Here is a 16,997-nt window from a genome sequence, read left to right on the forward strand (position 1 = left end):
ACTATCGCCAATTTTCCATCAATGACATTACCGAAGGCGATGATTATGCTGCAATGCGTCAAGCACTGACCCGCCGCTATAAAAAGCATATGTTGCCCGATTTGCTACTAATTGACGGAGGCAAAGGTCAATTACACATGGCGATGGAAGTCATGCAGGAGCTCGAGCTCGATGCCTTTATGGTCGGGGTGTCCAAAGGTGAGGGGCGTAAACCAGGTTTGGAAACTTTGCACTTTACCGATGGTGAAAAAATCCAATTGCCCGAAGACCATAAAGCCCTGCATTTGATTCAACAGGTTCGTGATGAAGCCCACCGCTTTGCCATTACCAAACACCGAGCGAAACGAGATAAAAAGCGCGGCTCTTCGGTACTTGAGGTGATCCCGGGCTTAGGGCCAAAACGTCGTCGGGATCTTCTGACCCATTTTGGTGGCATTCAAGGGGTGTTGAAGGCTTCTGAAAATGATTTAAAACTTGTACCGGGATTAGGCGATGTGATGGCGCGCACCATTTATAAAATCCTGCATGAATAGAGAGAACTAAGTTCAATCGATGACGCATCAAGTCTGAATTTGCCAAAATGCTCATTGACGCATGAGTCACTGATCATTCACATCATTTGATTTTTATACAATGATATAAAAATCAAAAATATGATCAGGGATGATGATGTCACTCGCGCAGTTGTATCAACATATTGAACACAATGAATGGGTTGAGATTCCAGAAGGATGGTTGCAAGGACGTACGATCTATGGCGGCTTAGTGGCTGGCATGATGATGCACAAAGCCGTTGCCCTCATTGCAGATCCGCAGCGACGTTTACTCAGTTGTAATGTGACCTTTGTTGGGCCAGTACAATTGGCGCCCGTGCGTTTAAGTGCGGAAATTTTAAGACAGGGCAAATCCGTCACCACCATTGAAGTTCGACTTTGGCAAGATGATGCCGTACAAAGCATTTTATTGGCGAGCTTTGGTGTTCCACGTGAATCAAGCATTGTCGTCAATCAGGAGCGTCAAGCACCCGATTTTCCTGAAGTGAGCAGCTTAAAGATAGCCGAACATCATCCACTTGCACCCCAGTGCTTTCAGCAAATGGATTTGGCCTGGGTAGATGGGCAGTATCCGTGTACAGCAAGTCAAAAGCCTGACTTTAGTGGTTGGATGCGTTTTAATCCAGAACGCCATGATAACCGTAAGATGACCGTCGCTGATTTACTGGTCTCGATGGATATGTGGCCGCCCGGTGTACTGCCTATGTACAAAACCATGGCACCTGCGAGTTCTTTAACGTGGACATTGACTTATGTACATCCCTTGCAATCAAGCTTGCATAATTGGTTTAAATATAAAGTATTTACCGATTATGCAGCGGATGGATACGCTACAGAATATGCTCATTTATGGGATGAAAATAACCAGTTGATAGCGATTGCGCGACAGACTGTTACGGTGTTTGCCTAGTGACACTGTGGGGCATTTCGTATAAAGTGAGTGCAACTAACGATGGATAAATCCTCAAATTATTTTGCATTTTCATCGTGCATGAGGGGAAAACTGGGGTGTCTATGACAACAGGTCGAATCCTGAATATTCCTAATATTTTAACATTGGCACGAATTGCTTTAATTCCTGTGTTTTTGTTGGTGGCGTACTGGCCACCTGCAATGGGCGTGGGTGAGCATGCTGCAAGCATGTCACGTCATATATTGCTGACCGCTATTTTTGTGATCGCAGCTGTCACGGACTGGTTTGATGGCTACCTTGCGAGAAGTTTAAATCAGACTTCAGCATTTGGGCGTTTTCTCGATCCTGTTGCAGATAAACTGATGGTCGCAACTGCGTTGATCGTCTTGGTGCAATGGCAACCGACCATTTCGATGGCCTTTGCAGCGATTGTAATTATTTCACGTGAAATCACGGTGTCTGCGCTACGTGAGTGGATGGCTGAATTAGGCGCACGTACCAGTGTTGCGGTTTCAACCGTTGGTAAATATAAAACAGCATTTCAGATGATTGCGATTTCAGTATTCTTGCTGAATTGGCAACCTCTAGAAATGTTGGCGTATGGATTGCTCTATACAGCCGTAGTTTTAACGTTATGGTCGATGTTTATATATTTGAAAGCCGCATGGCCGTATTTAAAGCAACCTTGATTTAAAGTAAGTTATTAAAAGCTCCGTGATCGGGGCTTTTTTATTGCCGAGTTTTTAGAAAAAATTGAGGGTTTGACTAGTTTGAACAGCGCTTCATTTGATTAGAGCTTGAAGTTAAATGTGAGACGTTGGCGCAAATTTTGGATAAAAAAATTCCCAGATTTTGGGGGAAATCTGGGAAGGAAAATCGGGGTTACTTATCGCTATTATGGAAGATGTTTCCATCTTCTTGATTGCTATTATAGGAAAGCAGATTTAGAAATACATGGAGTTTATTGTAGTGTAATGTTGTGTTTTATTGAGAAATGTATCACAAATTTACATTAAGAATTTTTGATACAAATTGGCCGATAACTTTGGTAGGTTTTGTTTGGATTTAAACAATGAAAATCGATATATGTGATGATAAAAATACATTTAACATTATTTAAATAATAAATACATTTATTTAAGTTTAAATAAAATTGATCAATGGATAAAAGATATTTCAGCAATGATGAAGATCATTTCCCAATGAAAGCTTACACAGACGTCATCTTTGTTTTGCGAAAATAGCAGTGCTCCGAAGCACAAAAAAAGGAGCCCCTTTGGACTCCTTCATGACATTTGAAGCTAAGCGCTTCGCTTGTCTTGCGTAATTTTTAGAGCAATAAAAAAGAATCCCCAAGATTGGAGATTCTTTTCAATTAAAGCCTACGCACAGCATAGCTGCTTGTCTTGCGGCGTGGCGGAGCAGTGCTCCGCTTTATCACGCCTCAGGCTTTAGGCCTTCGGCTTTTTCTAAAGATTCATCATTGCTGAAGAATTTTTCACGTTGCTCTTCAAGGAACTTTTTCGCGTCAGCTTCAAACACGTTTAAACGTTTTTCATTGATCAACGTAGTTTGGTGTTTTAGCCATTCTTGCCAAGCTTGTTTAGATACCGTATCAAACAATTCTTGTCCCTTTGCACCCGGGAATGGTGCAAAGTCTAAACCTTCCATTTCAGCCTGATATTTACGGCAAAAAACTTGTCGAGACATATCAATACTCCATTTAACTTGAAAAAGTTATGCGTAAAGTTTTTCTAAACGTGCATGCGCGCGTTCAATTGCTGCTTCAACTTGAGCAGGTGCAGTACCACCAATGTGGTTACGTGCATTGACAGATGCTTCGAGTGTTAAAGCTTTTTCGAAGACATCCGCTTGAATCAAGTCAGAGAACTGTTGAAGTTGCTCAAGGGTTAATTCTGAAAGGTCTTTGCCTTCTTGAACACCGAGAGCAACTGCTTTACCCACAATCTCATGTGCATCACGGAATGCCACGCCATTTTTAACCAGGTAGTCGGCAAGGTCAGTTGCAGTTGAGAAGCCACGCAGCGCTGCTTCACGCATGATGTCAATGTTTGGCACTAGTGCAGGGATCATGTCGGCAAATGCCATGAGTGAGCCACGAACAGTATCAATTGCATCGAATAGTGGTTCTTTATCTTCTTGGTTGTCTTTGTTGTATGCCAAAGGTTGACCTTTCATTAGGGTCAATAGGCTCATCAAGTCACCATATACACGGCCAGTTTTACCACGAATCAACTCAGGAACGTCTGGGTTTTTCTTTTGCGGCATGATTGAAGAGCCGGTGCAAAAACGGTCAGGAATGTTCACAAATTTGAATTGTGCCGATGTCCAAAGAATCATTTCTTCTGACATGCGTGATAAATGCATCATGATGAGTGATGCTGCAGCATTGAATTCAATACCAAAATCACGGTCAGATACGGCGTCTAAAGAGTTTTCAGCGACAGCTTCAAAACCTAGTAATTCGGCAGTGAATGCACGGTCAATTGGGTAGGTTGTTCCTGCAAGTGCAGCAGAACCTAAAGGCATACGGTTGGTACGTTTACGGCAGTCAATTAAACGTTCTGAGTCACGTACCAGCATTTCAAACCATGCCATTAAATGGTGACCAAAAGTCACTGGCTGTGCAGTTTGTAAGTGCGTGAAGCCCGGCATGATGGTATTGGTATTTTTCGCCGCCAAGCCCAAGATACCTTTTTGTAATTTTTTCAATAATTCTAAAATCGCATCGATTTCGTCGCGAACATACAGACGGATATCGGTTGCAACTTGGTCATTACGACTACGACCGGTGTGTAGTTTTTTACCTGTAATACCGATACGTTGAGTCAAGCGTGACTCAATATTCATGTGCACATCTTCTAGGTCAATGCGCCATTCGAAGTTACCCGCTTCAATTTCTGCTTTAATGGTGTTTAAGCCATTAATAATATCGTCACGCTCTTGTTCAGTCAGAACGCCGACTTTTGCAAGCATGGTTGCATGTGCAATTGAACCTGCAATATCTTGTTTATAAAAGCGTTGGTCAAACTGTACAGATGCTGTAAATTCAGCAACAAAAGCGTCAGTAGCTTCGGAAAAACGACCGCCCCACATGCCTGAAGTTTGGGCTTGTGACGGATTTGAGGAATTAGAAGATGTGGTCATGTCGGCTCAATAAGATAAAAAGCATAGAACTGAGCAAGAGTATAGCAAATTCGAACCCAGTTGCCGAAGGGCAAGTTGATCAAACTTTTAGACAAGGTTTGGGCCTATGACAATTTCTGTATTTTCAAGAAAAATGGGCCGCTGGCATTATTTGTGGGAGCTTTTTCTTGCGGGCAATATTGTGGCTTTGGTCTTGGCTTTGGCACAAGCTCATTCGTGGCATGCTTTAAGTTTTTCCAGTGTCATGCAGCATGTGTTGTTTATTAACTGGATTTTATTGGCATTTGCTGCATTTTCAGAGCTTTTGCAAAGTAAGACGTGTGGTTTAAGCATGAAAATGCTCATGTTTAGCGGGTTTGTTTTATTGCAAGCTTTGGTGTTATTCACCACCATAACTTTAAATGTTTTGATCTATTTTGGTGAAAATTTCAGTTTAGCTGGTTTGAGTGCAGACGTTTTAACTGCTGGTGTGGTTTTAAATCTGAGCTATGGTGTGTTGCTTGGGGCATTTTGTTTTCGATATTTATATTTAAGAGAACAGTGGGGTCGACAACATCATAGTGAATTAAACTCACGCATTCAGGCTATGCAAGCTCGGATTCATCCACATTTTTTATTTAATAGCTTAAACAATGTGATTAGCTTGATTGCGATTGACCCAGATAAAGCGGAGCAAATGCTACTGAATTTATCTCGCTTGTTCCGTGCAAGTTTTCAAGAATTGAAGTTGGTAAGTCTCAAAGATGAGATCGATCTGTGTCAGCGTTATTTGGCCATTGAACAAATGCGTTTAGGTGATCGGCTTAAGGTGGAGTGGAAACTAGAAGGTATTGAACAATACGCTCAAGTACAAATTCCACTATTAACTTTACAACCTTTATTAGAAAATAGTATTTTTCATGGAGTTGAAAAGATTTTGACAAAGAGTACGATAAATATATTGATTGAAATATTACAAAATCAAATTAATATCGTTATTACAAATCCCTATACACAGGATACAATTAAATTACGTCAGGGGAATGGTATTGCCATCGAAAACGTGAAACAGCGACTTGAGGCATATTATGGTCAGCATGTCACTTTTCAAACCTACGCAGGCGAGGGAATGTATACGACTGTGGTGCAATATCAATATAAATAGAAATCTCAGTTGACCAATAAAAATAAATGACGTTAACGAGATAAGGAGGAGAAATGGACATCCTAATCTGTGATGATGAGCCTCTAGCAGTAGAGCGATTGTCACGTTTAGTCACTCAACTTGGACATCAAGTGGTTGCGAAAGCTTCACATGGTCAACAAGCGATTGACTTGGCTCAAAGCCTCGAGCCTGATGTCATCTTACTAGATATACAAATGCCTGAAATGGATGGGTTGACTTGCGCGAAATTGTTGCGTGAATTAGACCCCATGCCCGCTATTATTTTTTGCACTGCATATGATCATCATGCACTTGATGCATTTAAATCGAATGCAGAGGGATATTTACTAAAACCAGTTATGCAACAGGAATTGCAGCAGGTTTTAGATCATTTAACTAAATTAACCCAAGCTCAATTGAGCACGATAAAACAAAAAGAAAATATGGACGAAATTAAAATCAGCCGCCATCAAATCGCGGCAAAGACCTATCGTGGTGTAGAGTTGGTACCTGTGGAAAATATTTACTATTTTCTTGCAGATCAGAAATATGTCACTGTTCGGCACAAAAATGGCAGCGTACTCATTGATGAAACGCTGAAAGATTTAGAGCATGAATTTGGTGATCGCTTTATACGCATCCATCGTAATGCCTTGGTGTCTGTGAGCTTTTTAGATGGTTTAGAGGTTGTAAGCTCAGGGCAATATCAAGTGCGTTGTCGAGATTTAGACGAGCGCTTGTCGGTCAGCCGTCGGCATTTACCGAATTTACGCGAGCGAATACAAAAATTATAGGGCAAGGGTTAAAGCACATTGCGAATTAAGCTTGCATTTTCAACTGAGCAAGTTAAGTTTAGAATAATAGCCCAATAGACTGTATTTTAAAATTTATGAATATCCTTAAGATCGCAACTCGACAAAGCCCGCTTGCACTTTGGCAGGCGGAACATATTCGTGCACGCTTAGAAGCACTTCATGCAAATTTGAAAGTTGAGTTGGTGACCTTTGTGACTCAAGGTGACAAGATTCTAGATACCCCCTTAGCCAAAATTGGGGGGAAAGGATTATTTGTAAAAGAATTAGAAGCGGCATTGTTGGATGGTCGTGCAGACTTGGCAGTTCATTCGATGAAAGATGTGCCAATGGCCTTGCCTGAAGGTTTAAGCTTGGCCGTGATTTGTGAGCGTGAAGACCCATTAGATGCTTTCGTTTCAAATACCTATAACAGTTTTGATGAGTTGCCACAGGGTGCGAAGGTTGGGACATCGAGCTTGCGCCGCAAATGCCAAATTTTAAAACAACGTCCTGATCTTGAGATTATTGATCTGCGTGGCAATGTGGGTACGCGTTTATCTAAACTCGATGCGGGTAACTATGATGCGATTATTTTGGCCAGTGCAGGGTTGAAGCGTCTGGGTTTAGGAGAGCGTATTCGTCATACTCTTGAGCCTGTTGTGAGTTTACCTGCAGTTGGACAAGGTGCATTGGGCCTAGAATGTCGTAACCAAGATCAAACTGTATTGGATTTAATTTTGCCCTTAATGCATACAGAGACCAATGCCTGTGTACGCGCAGAACGTGCATTTAATGCATATCTAGAAGGTGGCTGCCAAGTACCGATTGCAGGTTATGCAACCTTAGAAAATGGTCAGATTCATTTGGAAGGTCGTGTCGGTAGTGTTGACGGTCAAACCTTGTTGAAAGCACAGCAAGTAGGTCTTCCTGAACAAGCTGAACAGCTCGGTGTCAAATTGGCCCAAGACTTGTTAGCGCAAGGTGCAGGTGAAATTTTAAAGGCACTGTATTAATACATGCTTTTTATCAATACACGTCCGTTAGATCGTGCAACGCAGCTTAGCTTGACGCTGCGCTCTGCGGGTGTTGCTGTGGCTGAGCTTCCATTACTTGAGCTTAAGCCACGGGCATGGTCAGAAGCATTGGTAGCGTGCTACGCCCAGTTGAGTGCTGCGGATGTATTGGTTGTGGTGAGCCCCTCTGCGGTTACCTTTGGAATGCAAGGTTTGCGTAAGGCAGGCATTTCACTTGATCAGCTCGAACATATTCAATGGGTTGCAGTCGGTGATGCAACTGCAGCAAAGCTGGCTGATTATGGCATTCACAGTGTTGTACCGCAGGTGGAAACCTCGGAGGGAATGCTCACCTTAAGCCATTTAGAACAATTGGAGACTGGGGCTTGCGTTGCATTTTGGCGCGGTGAAGGCGGTCGTCAATTTATGATGCAGCAGTTGCTAGCACGTGGCATTCAGGTTCTCAATTTTGTGCTATACGAACGGCATCTACCGGAAGAGACCACTCAAAAAGTAAAAACACTCATTTCTGAACATCAGTTGTCATCTCCATATTGTATGTTGATCACCAGTGAGGCCAGTTGGCTCAATTGGCTTGACCTGATTCAGTCGCATTTATCAGTGCTGAGTCATGCACATTTTTTAGTTTTAGGTGTAAGGTTGTTCGAGCTACTTGAGCAAAGTCGTATAACACTGAACAAAGATTTTAAAATTATTCAACTCGAAGATTTAAACGCGACACACATATTGCAGCATGTGCAAGTCGTGCAGGGAAATACATGAAGAAGTTGTTTGTCGTTGTGGTCATTGTCGCCGTACTTTGGTTGGCTAAACTCAGTTTTGATTTGTTTCAGGTCAATGCTCAACAAACCGAACTGATGCAACAACAAACTTTATTGCAACAGCGCAATGCAGGTTTGAATGATCAGGTCGTGGCTTTGAAACGTCAGTTGAGCGGCACAACGACCGAGATGTCGGCTGCAACGACATCGAATGCTTCGATTGCTGCTGAGGCGACCCATAGTATTGAGCCGATGTTGGTTGTGGGCCAGCAACTTGATTTGGTTGAATTTGCCATGCAGCAACAACAATTTGCTGTCGCCTTGGAAAAATTAAACCAATTAGATCAACAATTAGATCAGTTGAGCTTGGCACCTGCACTGCGCATGAGTTTGCATCAGGTAATTCAAAAAGACCGTGAAACCTTAAAGCAATATGTGACAGAGCGTCAGTTGCAGTCTGATAAAGTGAAAAATACTCTGCAATCGATCGATCAATTGTTAGAAAAAGAAATATTAAAGCCCTATAGTTCAAAAGAGCAGCAAAAAGGTCTTTCTTTTTGGCAAAAATGGATTCAAGTCGAATCAGTCGAACAACCGAGTCCCGTATTAATGCAGCGTAGCTTGGTATTAAAAGAAATGCAGTTACGTTTAATTTTGGCTCAGCAGGTTTTAAATCAAGGACAATATCCTCAATTTCAACAAGAAATCACTGAAATTATGCAAATTATGCAGCAATTGCCAGATGCTTCATTAAAATTGATACGCCAACGTTTAGAACAATTAAAGGACATTCCGGTTATTTCTGTACCGCTGTTAAATACTCGGGCACTCATAGGATAATCGACTATGAAACATATTTTATTGGCCTATTTATTTATTAGTTTATTGGTTGTCGCCATTATTAGTTTGCTGAGTTTTGGACATGGTGCAGGTTATGTGTATTTATACTGGCGTGAATGGCAAGTTCAATCCAATATTTGGTTTTTAGCATTATTGCTAGCATTACTGAGTTTAGTCGTGCAAATGCTTTGGTATGCGGTTAAACGCTATTTAAGTCGAGAACAACGTAAATCTGAAACGGTCTTTAGTTTTAATAAACTACATCCCTATGAGCAATTGGCTGTCATTTGGCTTTTAAATGCTGCACAAGATCAAAAAAACTTTATTCAGCAAGCTTTTACTGAGTCTGGATTATTAAAAGGGGTGATCGATGCGCGTTTATATTGGATTCAGCAGCAATATGAAACAGCACTAAATGCATTAACTCAGACCAATCCAATGGCTTTTGAACTTGCAGAATTGCAACGGATTGAAATTCATTTATCCCAACAAGAGGGTGAAAAGGCTTTAACGCATCTTGAATTTTTAAATCAACATGAACTATCGCCATGGTTGCAAAAAGTCAGTAGTGCCTATGAGCAGCGCCTAACCACGCTATGGGGCATGTTTGCGTTGCAGTTTCCTTGGTTGTATTTGCGTTCGACACGTTATGGACATTTAGATGAGCTGACAAAACAAGCTTGGTTGGAACAATTATTATCTGCATTTGATCAAGCTGATGTCGATGACTTACAGCATTTAAAGCAGCGTTATTTGGATTTGCAAGATCAAATCACAGAGCGTAAATATGCGGTCAAGGTGCTATGGTTGAAAGTCTTGTCTCGTATGCCAGAGATGAGTCAGGAGCATGAGCAATTGGCCATTCATTTGCTGGAACAGCAATTTAACAAAGAAGTGTTCTTTTTGTGGTTCCAGCAAAAAATGCTGAAGCAAAACCCTGACTATGTGGCTGTAGAACAGCAGATTCAACGTTGGGAAGAAAAGTATCCTGCGCTGCCTGTTTTTAGTTTTGCAAAATGGAATATTTACCAAGCGACAGCACGTCAAGCTGAAGCAGATGCATTGTTAGAATTATATCCAAATGATGTATTAATGAGTTATTTACGCATCAAGTCAGCCTTAAATCAGCAGGATAACTTGATCAAACAATTAAATTTAATATTTGAAAATAATGCCAATTTTATGGAAATTCGAATATAAGGACATTATATGCAAGAAGATTTAGCTCAATATTCATTGGTTCATACTCAACACGTCGCTTGGGGGGATATGGATGCTTTTGGTCATGTAAATAACGTGCATTATTATCGTTATATGGAAAGTGCGCGGATTGGTTATTTAGATCAGTTGGATATATTTAATCAGTCTGTGGTTACGGTTGTGGCTTCAAGCCAATGTAAATATTTAAGCCCAGTGGTTTATCCTGATATTTTAAAAGTGGCAACGCGCGTTGAAGAATTAAGGAATAGTGCATTTCGTATGAGTTATATATTATGGAGTGAAAAGCAACAAAAAATCGTTGCAACAGGCGATGCAGTTATTGTGTGCGTGGATAAAACTACCCTACAAAAAACTTCAATTCCAGAAAGTATAAAAACTAAAATAAAAGCTTTGGAGATTTCAGTGGGAAATAATATTTAAATACAATTTAACTTTATATATTTTAAGGAGTCGTGTTAAAATATTGTAGTAAAATGAAAGTTATATATTGAATAAAAATTTTATTATAATATTATGAGCGAGTTTTCATAAGCATTATTAAAATGAAATTTCGGAGTTAAAGATTATGCCTGATATTAGTAATTTATCAGTTGAAGAGTTAAAGAAGCTTCAAGTAGAAGCTGAAGCGCTGATTGCATCTAAAAAAGATCAAGCGATTGAAGATGCGTACAACCGTATTATTGAAATTGCAGAAAATTTAGATTTAAGCGTTGAACAAATCCTTGAATTTGGTTCAAGCAAACGTAAAAAATCAACTCGTAAAGCGGTTGAGCCACGTTACCGTAGCAAAACCAATGCAGATGACACTTGGACTGGTCGTGGTAAGCAACCACGTTGGTTAGTGGCTGAGTTGGAAAAAGGCGCGAAACTAGAAGATTTCTTAATTTAAGTATAATTCATGAAATCGTCATATCCTGAGTTCAGGATAATTAAACCAGGCAAATGCCTGGTTTTTTTATCTCTTTGAATTGGCTATGCAGAAAAAGTATGCATAATGTGTCTATAAAGAAAAATGTTTAAATGATGGAAAAAAATTGATGGATCGGTTGTGGTGGGATGATCAATAAAACTAATAATATTCGGTGGCTCATTTTTGCTGCGATCAGTTTTTTAATTTTCGTTATGCTGCAAGTACCAGCAGCGTGGCTCATTACAAAGTTTTATAAAAATAACCAAATGCTACATAACGTCAGTGGCAATATTTGGCACGGGCAAGCAGATTGGACACGAGGAAACTTGAAAGGCTCGTTAAACTGGAACACGCGCCCGTGGGATTTGATTTTATTGCGCTTAGGTGCAAATGTTGAAATTCATAGTGGTAATACCAAACTGCAAGGTGTGATGGGGTATGGTTTTGGCAAAAGTATCAGTATCAAAAACTTAGAGGGTCAAATTGCCCCTGAAACCTTAAAAAGTTTTGCCGATTGGCAATGGCCAACGAATGCCATTCAATTAAAAGATGTGCAGTTTAAATATAAGCCACAACAGGGATTTAGTCAGTCATCAGGTGAGATGCAGTGGGCAGGCGGGGATTTATCCTTTAGCTTTGCACAGCGTCAAGAGTCAATGAATGTGCCTGCCATGTTGGCCCAATTAAAAGATGATAATGGCAAATTGTCGATTGATGTTCGAGATCAACGTGAACAAAAAATGATGAATTTGTCACTTGAGCCAGACCTCATGTTGGATGTGCAATTAACCCAGCGCTTTTTGATGAATGTTGCTTCCTATGAAGGTAAGGCTGGATTAGATACGTATGTGATTAGTTCGCGTCAACCTCTATTGAGTGGGGTGAACTGATGGCTGACTATTTAGAAAAAATCCGCGAGATCAATTGGAAGCAAACAGATCGACTTGCACCTGCGGTCTTGGTTTTAATAATTTTGTACCTGTGCTGGAAGTTAGCCGCTTTATTTTGGTTATTGATTGCACCGCCACAAGCCATGCAGTTAGACCGAGTTGAATTGGGTTCACAGCAAACGCAAGTTCCTAATATTAGTTCTTTTGCCTTGTTTCAGGAAAATCGCAGTTTAGCAGCTGACGCGCAGTTAAATATGGTGTTACAAGGTGTGGTGGTTGGACAGCCAAGTCGCTACTCGTCGGCAGTGATTAAGGTCAATGAGAGTTCAGATCGCTACTTGGTTGGAGAAACCATTCAAGGTTCATCATATCAACTGGCTGAAGTTTATTGGGATAAGGTGATTTTAACGCAGGGTAATGGTGCACGGCGTGAATTGGCGTTCCAAGGTATTGAAAACGGATTAGATCAACCGATTGTCCCTACAGCCAATGCAACATCAGGCGGATCTTTGCAGAATAACAGCATGCAAAATACAACTGATCCTGCAAATTTAGGGCAAAGCACAACGCAGTCCGCGATTGGTCAGGCCGTACAACGCATGACTGAAAATCGTGAACAATATATGCAGGAAATGGGGGTAAATCCATCAGTTAATGGTGGGTTTGAAGTTTCAAATCGAACACCTGCAGCCTTAAGAAATAAATTGGGTTTGCAGCCGGGTGACCGCATCATGTCTTTAAATGGGCAGGCGGTCGGTGCAGGACAATCTGAGGCGCAATTATTAGAACAAGCCCGCCGTGAAGGGCAGGTGAAACTTGAAGTCAAACGTGGTGATCAAGTGATGACCATACAACAGGATTTTTAGTGATGTTTCATCACTTTATAGGGTTAGGAAACACAGGCGTATATGGCTTTATTTAATAATAACCGTTCAACTTTAGCTGCCTATGCCATGGTGCCCTTGGTTGCTATGGTCAGCACAGCAAGTTATGCACAAACATGGAAAATCAATTTACGTGATGCAGATCTTACGGCATTCATTAATGAAGTCGCAGATATCACGGGGAAAAATTTTGCAGTTGATCCACGGGTACGAGGAAATGTAACGGTTATTTCCAATAAGCCTTTAAATAAAAATGAAGTCTATGACCTGTTTCTCGGTGTGTTGAATGTGAATGGTGTAGTGGCAATTCCATCGGGCAACACCATTAAACTGGTTCCAGACAGTAATGTAAAAAGCTCGGGCATTCCTTATGATGCGCGCCACCGTGCGTCTGGAGACCAAATTGTCACCCGAGTAATTTGGCTTGATAACACTAATGCCAACGACTTAATTCCAGCGTTGCGCCCATTGATGCCGCAATTTGCACATTTGTCAGCAGTGGCGGGGACCAATGCGCTGATCGTCTCAGACCGTGCAAGTAATATTTACCAGCTCGAAACGATTATTCGTAATTTAGATGGAACGGGTCAAAATGATATCGAAGCTGTGACGCTGCAATCGAGTCAGGCCGAAGAAATGATTGGACTGTTAGAGTCGATGAGTTCGACCGGTGCATCAAAAGACCCGAAAGGGTCACGAATTCGTATTATCGCGGACAATCGAACCAATCGCATTATCATTAAAGGTGATACAGCGACACGTAAACGCATTCGTAAGATTATTGAAACTTTAGATGTACCTGCGGCAGATCGATTGGGTGGGTTGAAAGTCTTCCGTTTAAAGTATGCGAGTGCAAAAAACTTGTCGGAAATCTTACAAGGCTTGGTCACGGGGCAAGCTGTTTCGAGTACGAATTCATCGAATAGCTCAAACAGCAGCACGATGAACAGCTTAATGAATGATAATAACAGCTCGAATTCACAGTCATTCAGTTCACAAAATAACACCAGTTCAGGTATTAACCTCAACAGCAATAACTCTTCCAATAATACGCAAAATGGTATTTCAAGTTTTAATGCCAATGGCGTCAGTATTATTGCCGATACCACACAAAATGCACTGATTGTGAAAGCAGATCCGCAGCTCATGCGTGAAATTGAATCTGCGATTTCTCAGCTTGATATTCGTCGTCAGCAAGTGCTGATCGAAGCGGCGATTATTGAAGTCGAAGGCACGGATACCGATCAACTCGGTGTGCAATGGGCGTTGGGTGATATCAGTAGTGGTATCGGCTTAATTAACTTTGATAACTTTGGTTCTAGTTTAAAGAATATTGCCGCAGGTTATTTAACTGGTGGCGCTGCGGGTGCAGGTAGCGCGGTGAGTGCCGGTACTTCTTTGGTCCTTGGTGACTATCGTGAAGGTAGTGATGGTTCACGCAAACTCTATGGTGCGATGATTCAGGCCCTAAAAGAAAAAACCAAATCCAATTTATTATCTACACCGTCTATTGTGACGATGGATAACGAAGAAGCCTATATTGTGGTGGGTGAGAACGTTCCATTTGTGACAGGCTCGGTCACCACCAATGGTGGTACAGCCAATCCATATACATCGATTGAGCGTAAAGATGTCGGTGTTACTTTGAAAGTTGTGCCGCATATTGGCGACGGCGGCTCTGTGCGTTTAGAGGTAGAGCAAGAAGTTTCTGATGTAAAAGACAATAAAGGCCAAGCGTCGGATTTGGTTACGACTAAACGCGCGATCAAAACCTCGATCTTGGCAGAGCATGGTCAAACGATTGTGTTGGGTGGTTTGATCTCTGACAATACCTTGCATGGACGCCAATCGGTTCCTGGGTTGGGGGCTATTCCTGTACTGGGCAAACTCTTTAGCTCGGAAGGAAAATCCAACAGTAAACGCAATTTGCTGATCTTTATTCATCCGACCATTGTTGGAAATTCTGCTGATGTGAAGAAAATGTCTCAGCAGCGTTACAGTCAGCTCTATAGTCTGCAACTGGCACTGGATAATGATGGTAATTTTGCGAAATTGCCTGAAAATGTGGACGATGTGTATCAACAGCGCATACCTGTTTCAAAAGGTACAGCGCCAGCCCCTGTGTATAAGACGGTACCGACAGCACCACAAATGACACAGCCAGCGGCAGTGGTCTCCACGCCAATCGCCATTGAACCTGCGGTGAAGCGCCAAACCATTACCGTACCGAATGGCAAAGTGGCGGGCATGCCTTAGGTTAGACAGCAGAGTGGTTTAGCTTTAAAACCACAGCATGCTATGATGAAAAAAACGAGCAATAGAGAATTAACTTCATGACTTGGAAAATTCAAGCAATTTCTGGTGATTTAACAGGACAAGAAATTAGTATTGAGCGTGATATGTTGGTGGGTCGCCATCAACAAGCAGATATTGTTTTGCAAGAATCTGATGTATCGCGTAAACATGCTGCCTTTGTACTGAAAGATCAGGCACTCTGGTTGCAAGATCTTAATTCATCCAATGGGACGTTTATTAATGATGTCCGTTTGACTGGTGAATCACTTTTAAAAGAAGGTGATATTGTACAGTTTGCCAGTGTGAAGTTTAGTTTATTGGCTCCAGCTAAAGCTGTTCAGATCCCAGCGGATATTGAACAAAGCGTTGAAGCGTTGCAAACAGAAGAAATTACACCTGTTCAGCAGCCGTCTGAAGCTGTTGCAGTTTCTGAAACTGTGGCACAAGAGTCTGTAGCAAACACGTCTGAGACTAAGGCACAAGAGCCTGTTGTTAAAACCGCAGCACAACAAATGAATGATCAAGGTATGCCAGAGTTGAAAGAGCGAGATGGCTCGGTTCAATTGACTCGTGATGGTATGCCGACCAATGTAGGTGTGCCTAAACCTGCACCAATTCCTGAGGGAATTGACGTAACTGCTGTTCCGAAAAATGAAGCATGTGATGTAGAAATTCCAGCGACATGTGTAGAGCAAGAGCGTGAAGCGCAAAAAAATGCCTCTGTGGGCTTAATCTCAGTCATTGTTTTAATCATTCTTGCAATTATTGCATGGGGCTTGTTTAAATAAACCGAGACATTCCTCAAAAGGCATGCATGGGCATGCCTTTTTTATGGTGAAAATTTACAAAAAAATAGAGGGACATTATGTTTGAAGTTCGTTTAGCAGAACGCCAAATGATTTTATTTGATCTGGATGGAACGCTAGTCGATTCAGCATCTGACTTACATCGTGCGATGAATATGAGTTTAAATGCGTTGCAATTACCGTTGGTCACAGAAGCGCAGGTGCGAAACTGGATTGGGAAAGGGACTTCATTATTTTGTCATAGCGTACTTGAATATTTGACCGGGAAAGTGGATGCCGCACAGCACCACTTTTTATTGGAAACTTTTCTAAAGATTTACAATGCCGATCCTTGTGTCTTGACGCAGCCCTTTGACGGTATTCTAGCGTTTTTGGATTGGGCAAAAGCAGAGCAAAAAATTCTCATTTGTGTGACCAATAAACCAGAGCAACCAGCACGCAGTATTGTGCAGGCACTGGGTATGCATGAATACTTTGATGATGTGATTGGCGGAGATCGTTTTGAAGAGCGTAAACCACATCCCAAGCAGCTAGAGTATTGTGCGGAGCATTATGCCTTGCCGAAACAGCAAATTTTGATGGTGGGTGATTCTGTCAATGATGTAGAGGCAGCACGTCGTGCGGGTATTGATTGTATTGTGGTCAGCTATGGCTATAATCATGGTGAAAATATTCGAGATTGTCAGCCGCAGCACGTGGTTGATAACTTAAAAGAATTATTGGATTGAAATAAGTAGGGTTAAGGAAGTGAAAATGAGCAAGTGTGTAGTATTTCGATGGCGT

Annotated in this window: 17 protein-coding genes and 1 pseudogene; 16 read left to right on the top strand and 2 right to left on the bottom strand. The window is 41.6% G+C overall.

The window, feature by feature from the left end; genetic code table 11:
- From M5F03_RS06575 to pgsA, 3 genes are all read left to right on the top strand, one after another.
- Positions 1-533, top strand: a 533-nt coding sequence (locus tag M5F03_RS06575) for a helix-hairpin-helix domain-containing protein (protein ID WP_372491128.1), incomplete at its 5' end; no start/stop codon positions are given.
- 136 nt (positions 534-669) lie between these two features.
- Positions 670-1,464 (top strand): thioesterase family protein, encoded by a 795-nt coding sequence (locus M5F03_RS06580; RefSeq protein WP_078193130.1) that lies wholly within the window; start codon positions 670-672, stop codon positions 1,462-1,464.
- A gap of 104 nt (positions 1,465-1,568) precedes the next feature.
- Positions 1,569-2,156, top strand: coding sequence for a CDP-diacylglycerol--glycerol-3-phosphate 3-phosphatidyltransferase (pgsA, locus tag M5F03_RS06585; protein ID WP_078190467.1), 588 nt, complete (start codon positions 1,569-1,571; stop codon positions 2,154-2,156).
- A gap of 748 nt (positions 2,157-2,904) precedes the next feature.
- Here pgsA and M5F03_RS06590 read toward each other — a convergent pair.
- Together M5F03_RS06590 and argH are read right to left on the bottom strand one after the other, a co-directional pair.
- On the bottom strand, positions 2,905-3,177 hold the full coding sequence (locus tag M5F03_RS06590; RefSeq protein ID WP_078193129.1) for an oxidative damage protection protein: 273 nt from the start codon (positions 3,175-3,177) through the stop codon (positions 2,905-2,907).
- 27 nt (positions 3,178-3,204) lie between these two features.
- Positions 3,205-4,635 carry an argininosuccinate lyase gene (gene argH, locus M5F03_RS06595; protein WP_171319324.1) on the bottom strand — a complete coding sequence of 477 codons (1,431 nt, stop codon included), beginning with the start codon at positions 4,633-4,635 and terminating at the stop codon, positions 3,205-3,207.
- Between argH and M5F03_RS06600 the strand changes: the two are divergent.
- The 13 genes and pseudogenes from M5F03_RS06600 (at position 4,626) to gph (ending at position 16,942) form a co-directional block, all read left to right on the top strand.
- Positions 4,626-5,779, top strand: a pseudogene (locus M5F03_RS06600) (sensor histidine kinase). The gene argH and the pseudogene M5F03_RS06600 sit on opposite strands and share 10 nt — an antisense overlap.
- Positions 5,780-5,832: 53 nt before the next feature.
- Positions 5,833-6,573 (top strand): LytR/AlgR family response regulator transcription factor, encoded by a 741-nt coding sequence (locus tag M5F03_RS06605; RefSeq protein WP_078193128.1) that lies wholly within the window; start codon positions 5,833-5,835, stop codon positions 6,571-6,573.
- 95 nt (positions 6,574-6,668) lie between these two features.
- Positions 6,669-7,586 carry a hydroxymethylbilane synthase gene (hemC, locus tag M5F03_RS06610; protein WP_249707577.1) on the top strand — a complete coding sequence of 306 codons (918 nt, stop codon included), beginning with the start codon at positions 6,669-6,671 and terminating at the stop codon, positions 7,584-7,586.
- Positions 7,587-7,589: 3 nt separating this feature from the next.
- Positions 7,590-8,369 (top strand): uroporphyrinogen-III synthase, encoded by a 780-nt coding sequence (locus M5F03_RS06615; protein ID WP_249707579.1) that lies wholly within the window; start codon positions 7,590-7,592, stop codon positions 8,367-8,369.
- Positions 8,366-9,208, top strand: a complete 843-nt coding sequence (locus tag M5F03_RS06620; protein WP_249707589.1) for a hypothetical protein — start codon at positions 8,366-8,368, stop codon at positions 9,206-9,208. Before M5F03_RS06615 ends, M5F03_RS06620 begins: the two co-directional genes overlap by 4 nt.
- A 6-nt stretch (positions 9,209-9,214) precedes the next feature.
- Positions 9,215-10,408 (top strand): heme biosynthesis protein HemY, encoded by a 1,194-nt coding sequence (locus M5F03_RS06625; protein WP_249707591.1) that lies wholly within the window; start codon positions 9,215-9,217, stop codon positions 10,406-10,408.
- 9 nt (positions 10,409-10,417) lie between these two features.
- A complete protein-coding gene (locus M5F03_RS06630; protein ID WP_078193123.1) occupies positions 10,418-10,849 on the top strand; it encodes an acyl-CoA thioesterase in 432 nt (143 codons plus the stop codon).
- Between the two features lie 142 nt (positions 10,850-10,991).
- Positions 10,992-11,318, top strand: coding sequence for an H-NS histone family protein (locus M5F03_RS06635; protein ID WP_180078124.1), 327 nt, complete (start codon positions 10,992-10,994; stop codon positions 11,316-11,318).
- Between the two features lie 167 nt (positions 11,319-11,485).
- Complete coding sequence (gene gspN / locus M5F03_RS06640; RefSeq protein WP_180078023.1) at positions 11,486-12,229, top strand: type II secretion system protein N; 744 nt, start codon at positions 11,486-11,488, stop codon at positions 12,227-12,229.
- Positions 12,229-13,095, top strand: a complete 867-nt coding sequence (locus M5F03_RS06645) for a type II secretion system protein N (protein ID WP_249707593.1) — start codon at positions 12,229-12,231, stop codon at positions 13,093-13,095. Before gspN ends, M5F03_RS06645 begins: the two co-directional genes overlap by 1 nt.
- Before the next feature lie 42 nt (positions 13,096-13,137).
- Positions 13,138-15,369, top strand: a complete 2,232-nt coding sequence (gspD, locus tag M5F03_RS06650) for a type II secretion system secretin GspD (protein ID WP_249707595.1) — start codon at positions 13,138-13,140, stop codon at positions 15,367-15,369.
- A 77-nt stretch (positions 15,370-15,446) separates the two neighbouring features.
- Positions 15,447-16,196 (top strand): FHA domain-containing protein, encoded by a 750-nt coding sequence (locus M5F03_RS06655; protein WP_249707597.1) that lies wholly within the window; start codon positions 15,447-15,449, stop codon positions 16,194-16,196.
- Between the two features lie 77 nt (positions 16,197-16,273).
- The gene (gene gph, locus M5F03_RS06660; RefSeq protein ID WP_249707606.1) at positions 16,274-16,942 is read left to right on the top strand and encodes a phosphoglycolate phosphatase; all 669 of its coding nucleotides are present in this window, start codon (positions 16,274-16,276) and stop codon (positions 16,940-16,942) included.
- Positions 16,943-16,997 lie beyond the last annotated feature (55 nt).

The sequence above is a fragment of the Acinetobacter amyesii genome, from assembly GCF_023499985.1.
GTDB lineage: Bacteria > Pseudomonadota > Gammaproteobacteria > Pseudomonadales > Moraxellaceae > Acinetobacter > Acinetobacter amyesii.

What these genes read in the sequence shown, in the direction of transcription:
- M5F03_RS06580 (WP_078193130.1), top strand. Translation starts at nt 670, where the DNA reads ATGTCACTCGCGCAGTTGTATCAACATATTGAACACAATGAATGGGTT.
- M5F03_RS06620 (WP_249707589.1), top strand. Translation starts at nt 8,366, where the DNA reads ATGAAGAAGTTGTTTGTCGTTGTGGTCATTGTCGCCGTACTTTGGTTG.
- M5F03_RS06630 (WP_078193123.1), top strand. Translation starts at nt 10,418, where the DNA reads ATGCAAGAAGATTTAGCTCAATATTCATTGGTTCATACTCAACACGTC.
- argH (WP_171319324.1), bottom strand. Translation starts at nt 4,635, where the DNA reads ATGACCACATCTTCTAATTCCTCAAATCCGTCACAAGCCCAAACTTCA.
- M5F03_RS06655 (WP_249707597.1), top strand. Translation starts at nt 15,447, where the DNA reads ATGACTTGGAAAATTCAAGCAATTTCTGGTGATTTAACAGGACAAGAA.
- gspN (WP_180078023.1), top strand. Translation starts at nt 11,486, where the DNA reads ATGATCAATAAAACTAATAATATTCGGTGGCTCATTTTTGCTGCGATC.
- M5F03_RS06605 (WP_078193128.1), top strand. Translation starts at nt 5,833, where the DNA reads ATGGACATCCTAATCTGTGATGATGAGCCTCTAGCAGTAGAGCGATTG.
- M5F03_RS06645 (WP_249707593.1), top strand. Translation starts at nt 12,229, where the DNA reads ATGGCTGACTATTTAGAAAAAATCCGCGAGATCAATTGGAAGCAAACA.
- gph (WP_249707606.1), top strand. Translation starts at nt 16,274, where the DNA reads ATGTTTGAAGTTCGTTTAGCAGAACGCCAAATGATTTTATTTGATCTG.
- M5F03_RS06625 (WP_249707591.1), top strand. Translation starts at nt 9,215, where the DNA reads ATGAAACATATTTTATTGGCCTATTTATTTATTAGTTTATTGGTTGTC.
- M5F03_RS06590 (WP_078193129.1), bottom strand. Translation starts at nt 3,177, where the DNA reads ATGTCTCGACAAGTTTTTTGCCGTAAATATCAGGCTGAAATGGAAGGT.
- M5F03_RS06615 (WP_249707579.1), top strand. Translation starts at nt 7,590, where the DNA reads ATGCTTTTTATCAATACACGTCCGTTAGATCGTGCAACGCAGCTTAGC.
- pgsA (WP_078190467.1), top strand. Translation starts at nt 1,569, where the DNA reads ATGACAACAGGTCGAATCCTGAATATTCCTAATATTTTAACATTGGCA.
- gspD (WP_249707595.1), top strand. Translation starts at nt 13,138, where the DNA reads ATGGCTTTATTTAATAATAACCGTTCAACTTTAGCTGCCTATGCCATG.
- hemC (WP_249707577.1), top strand. Translation starts at nt 6,669, where the DNA reads ATGAATATCCTTAAGATCGCAACTCGACAAAGCCCGCTTGCACTTTGG.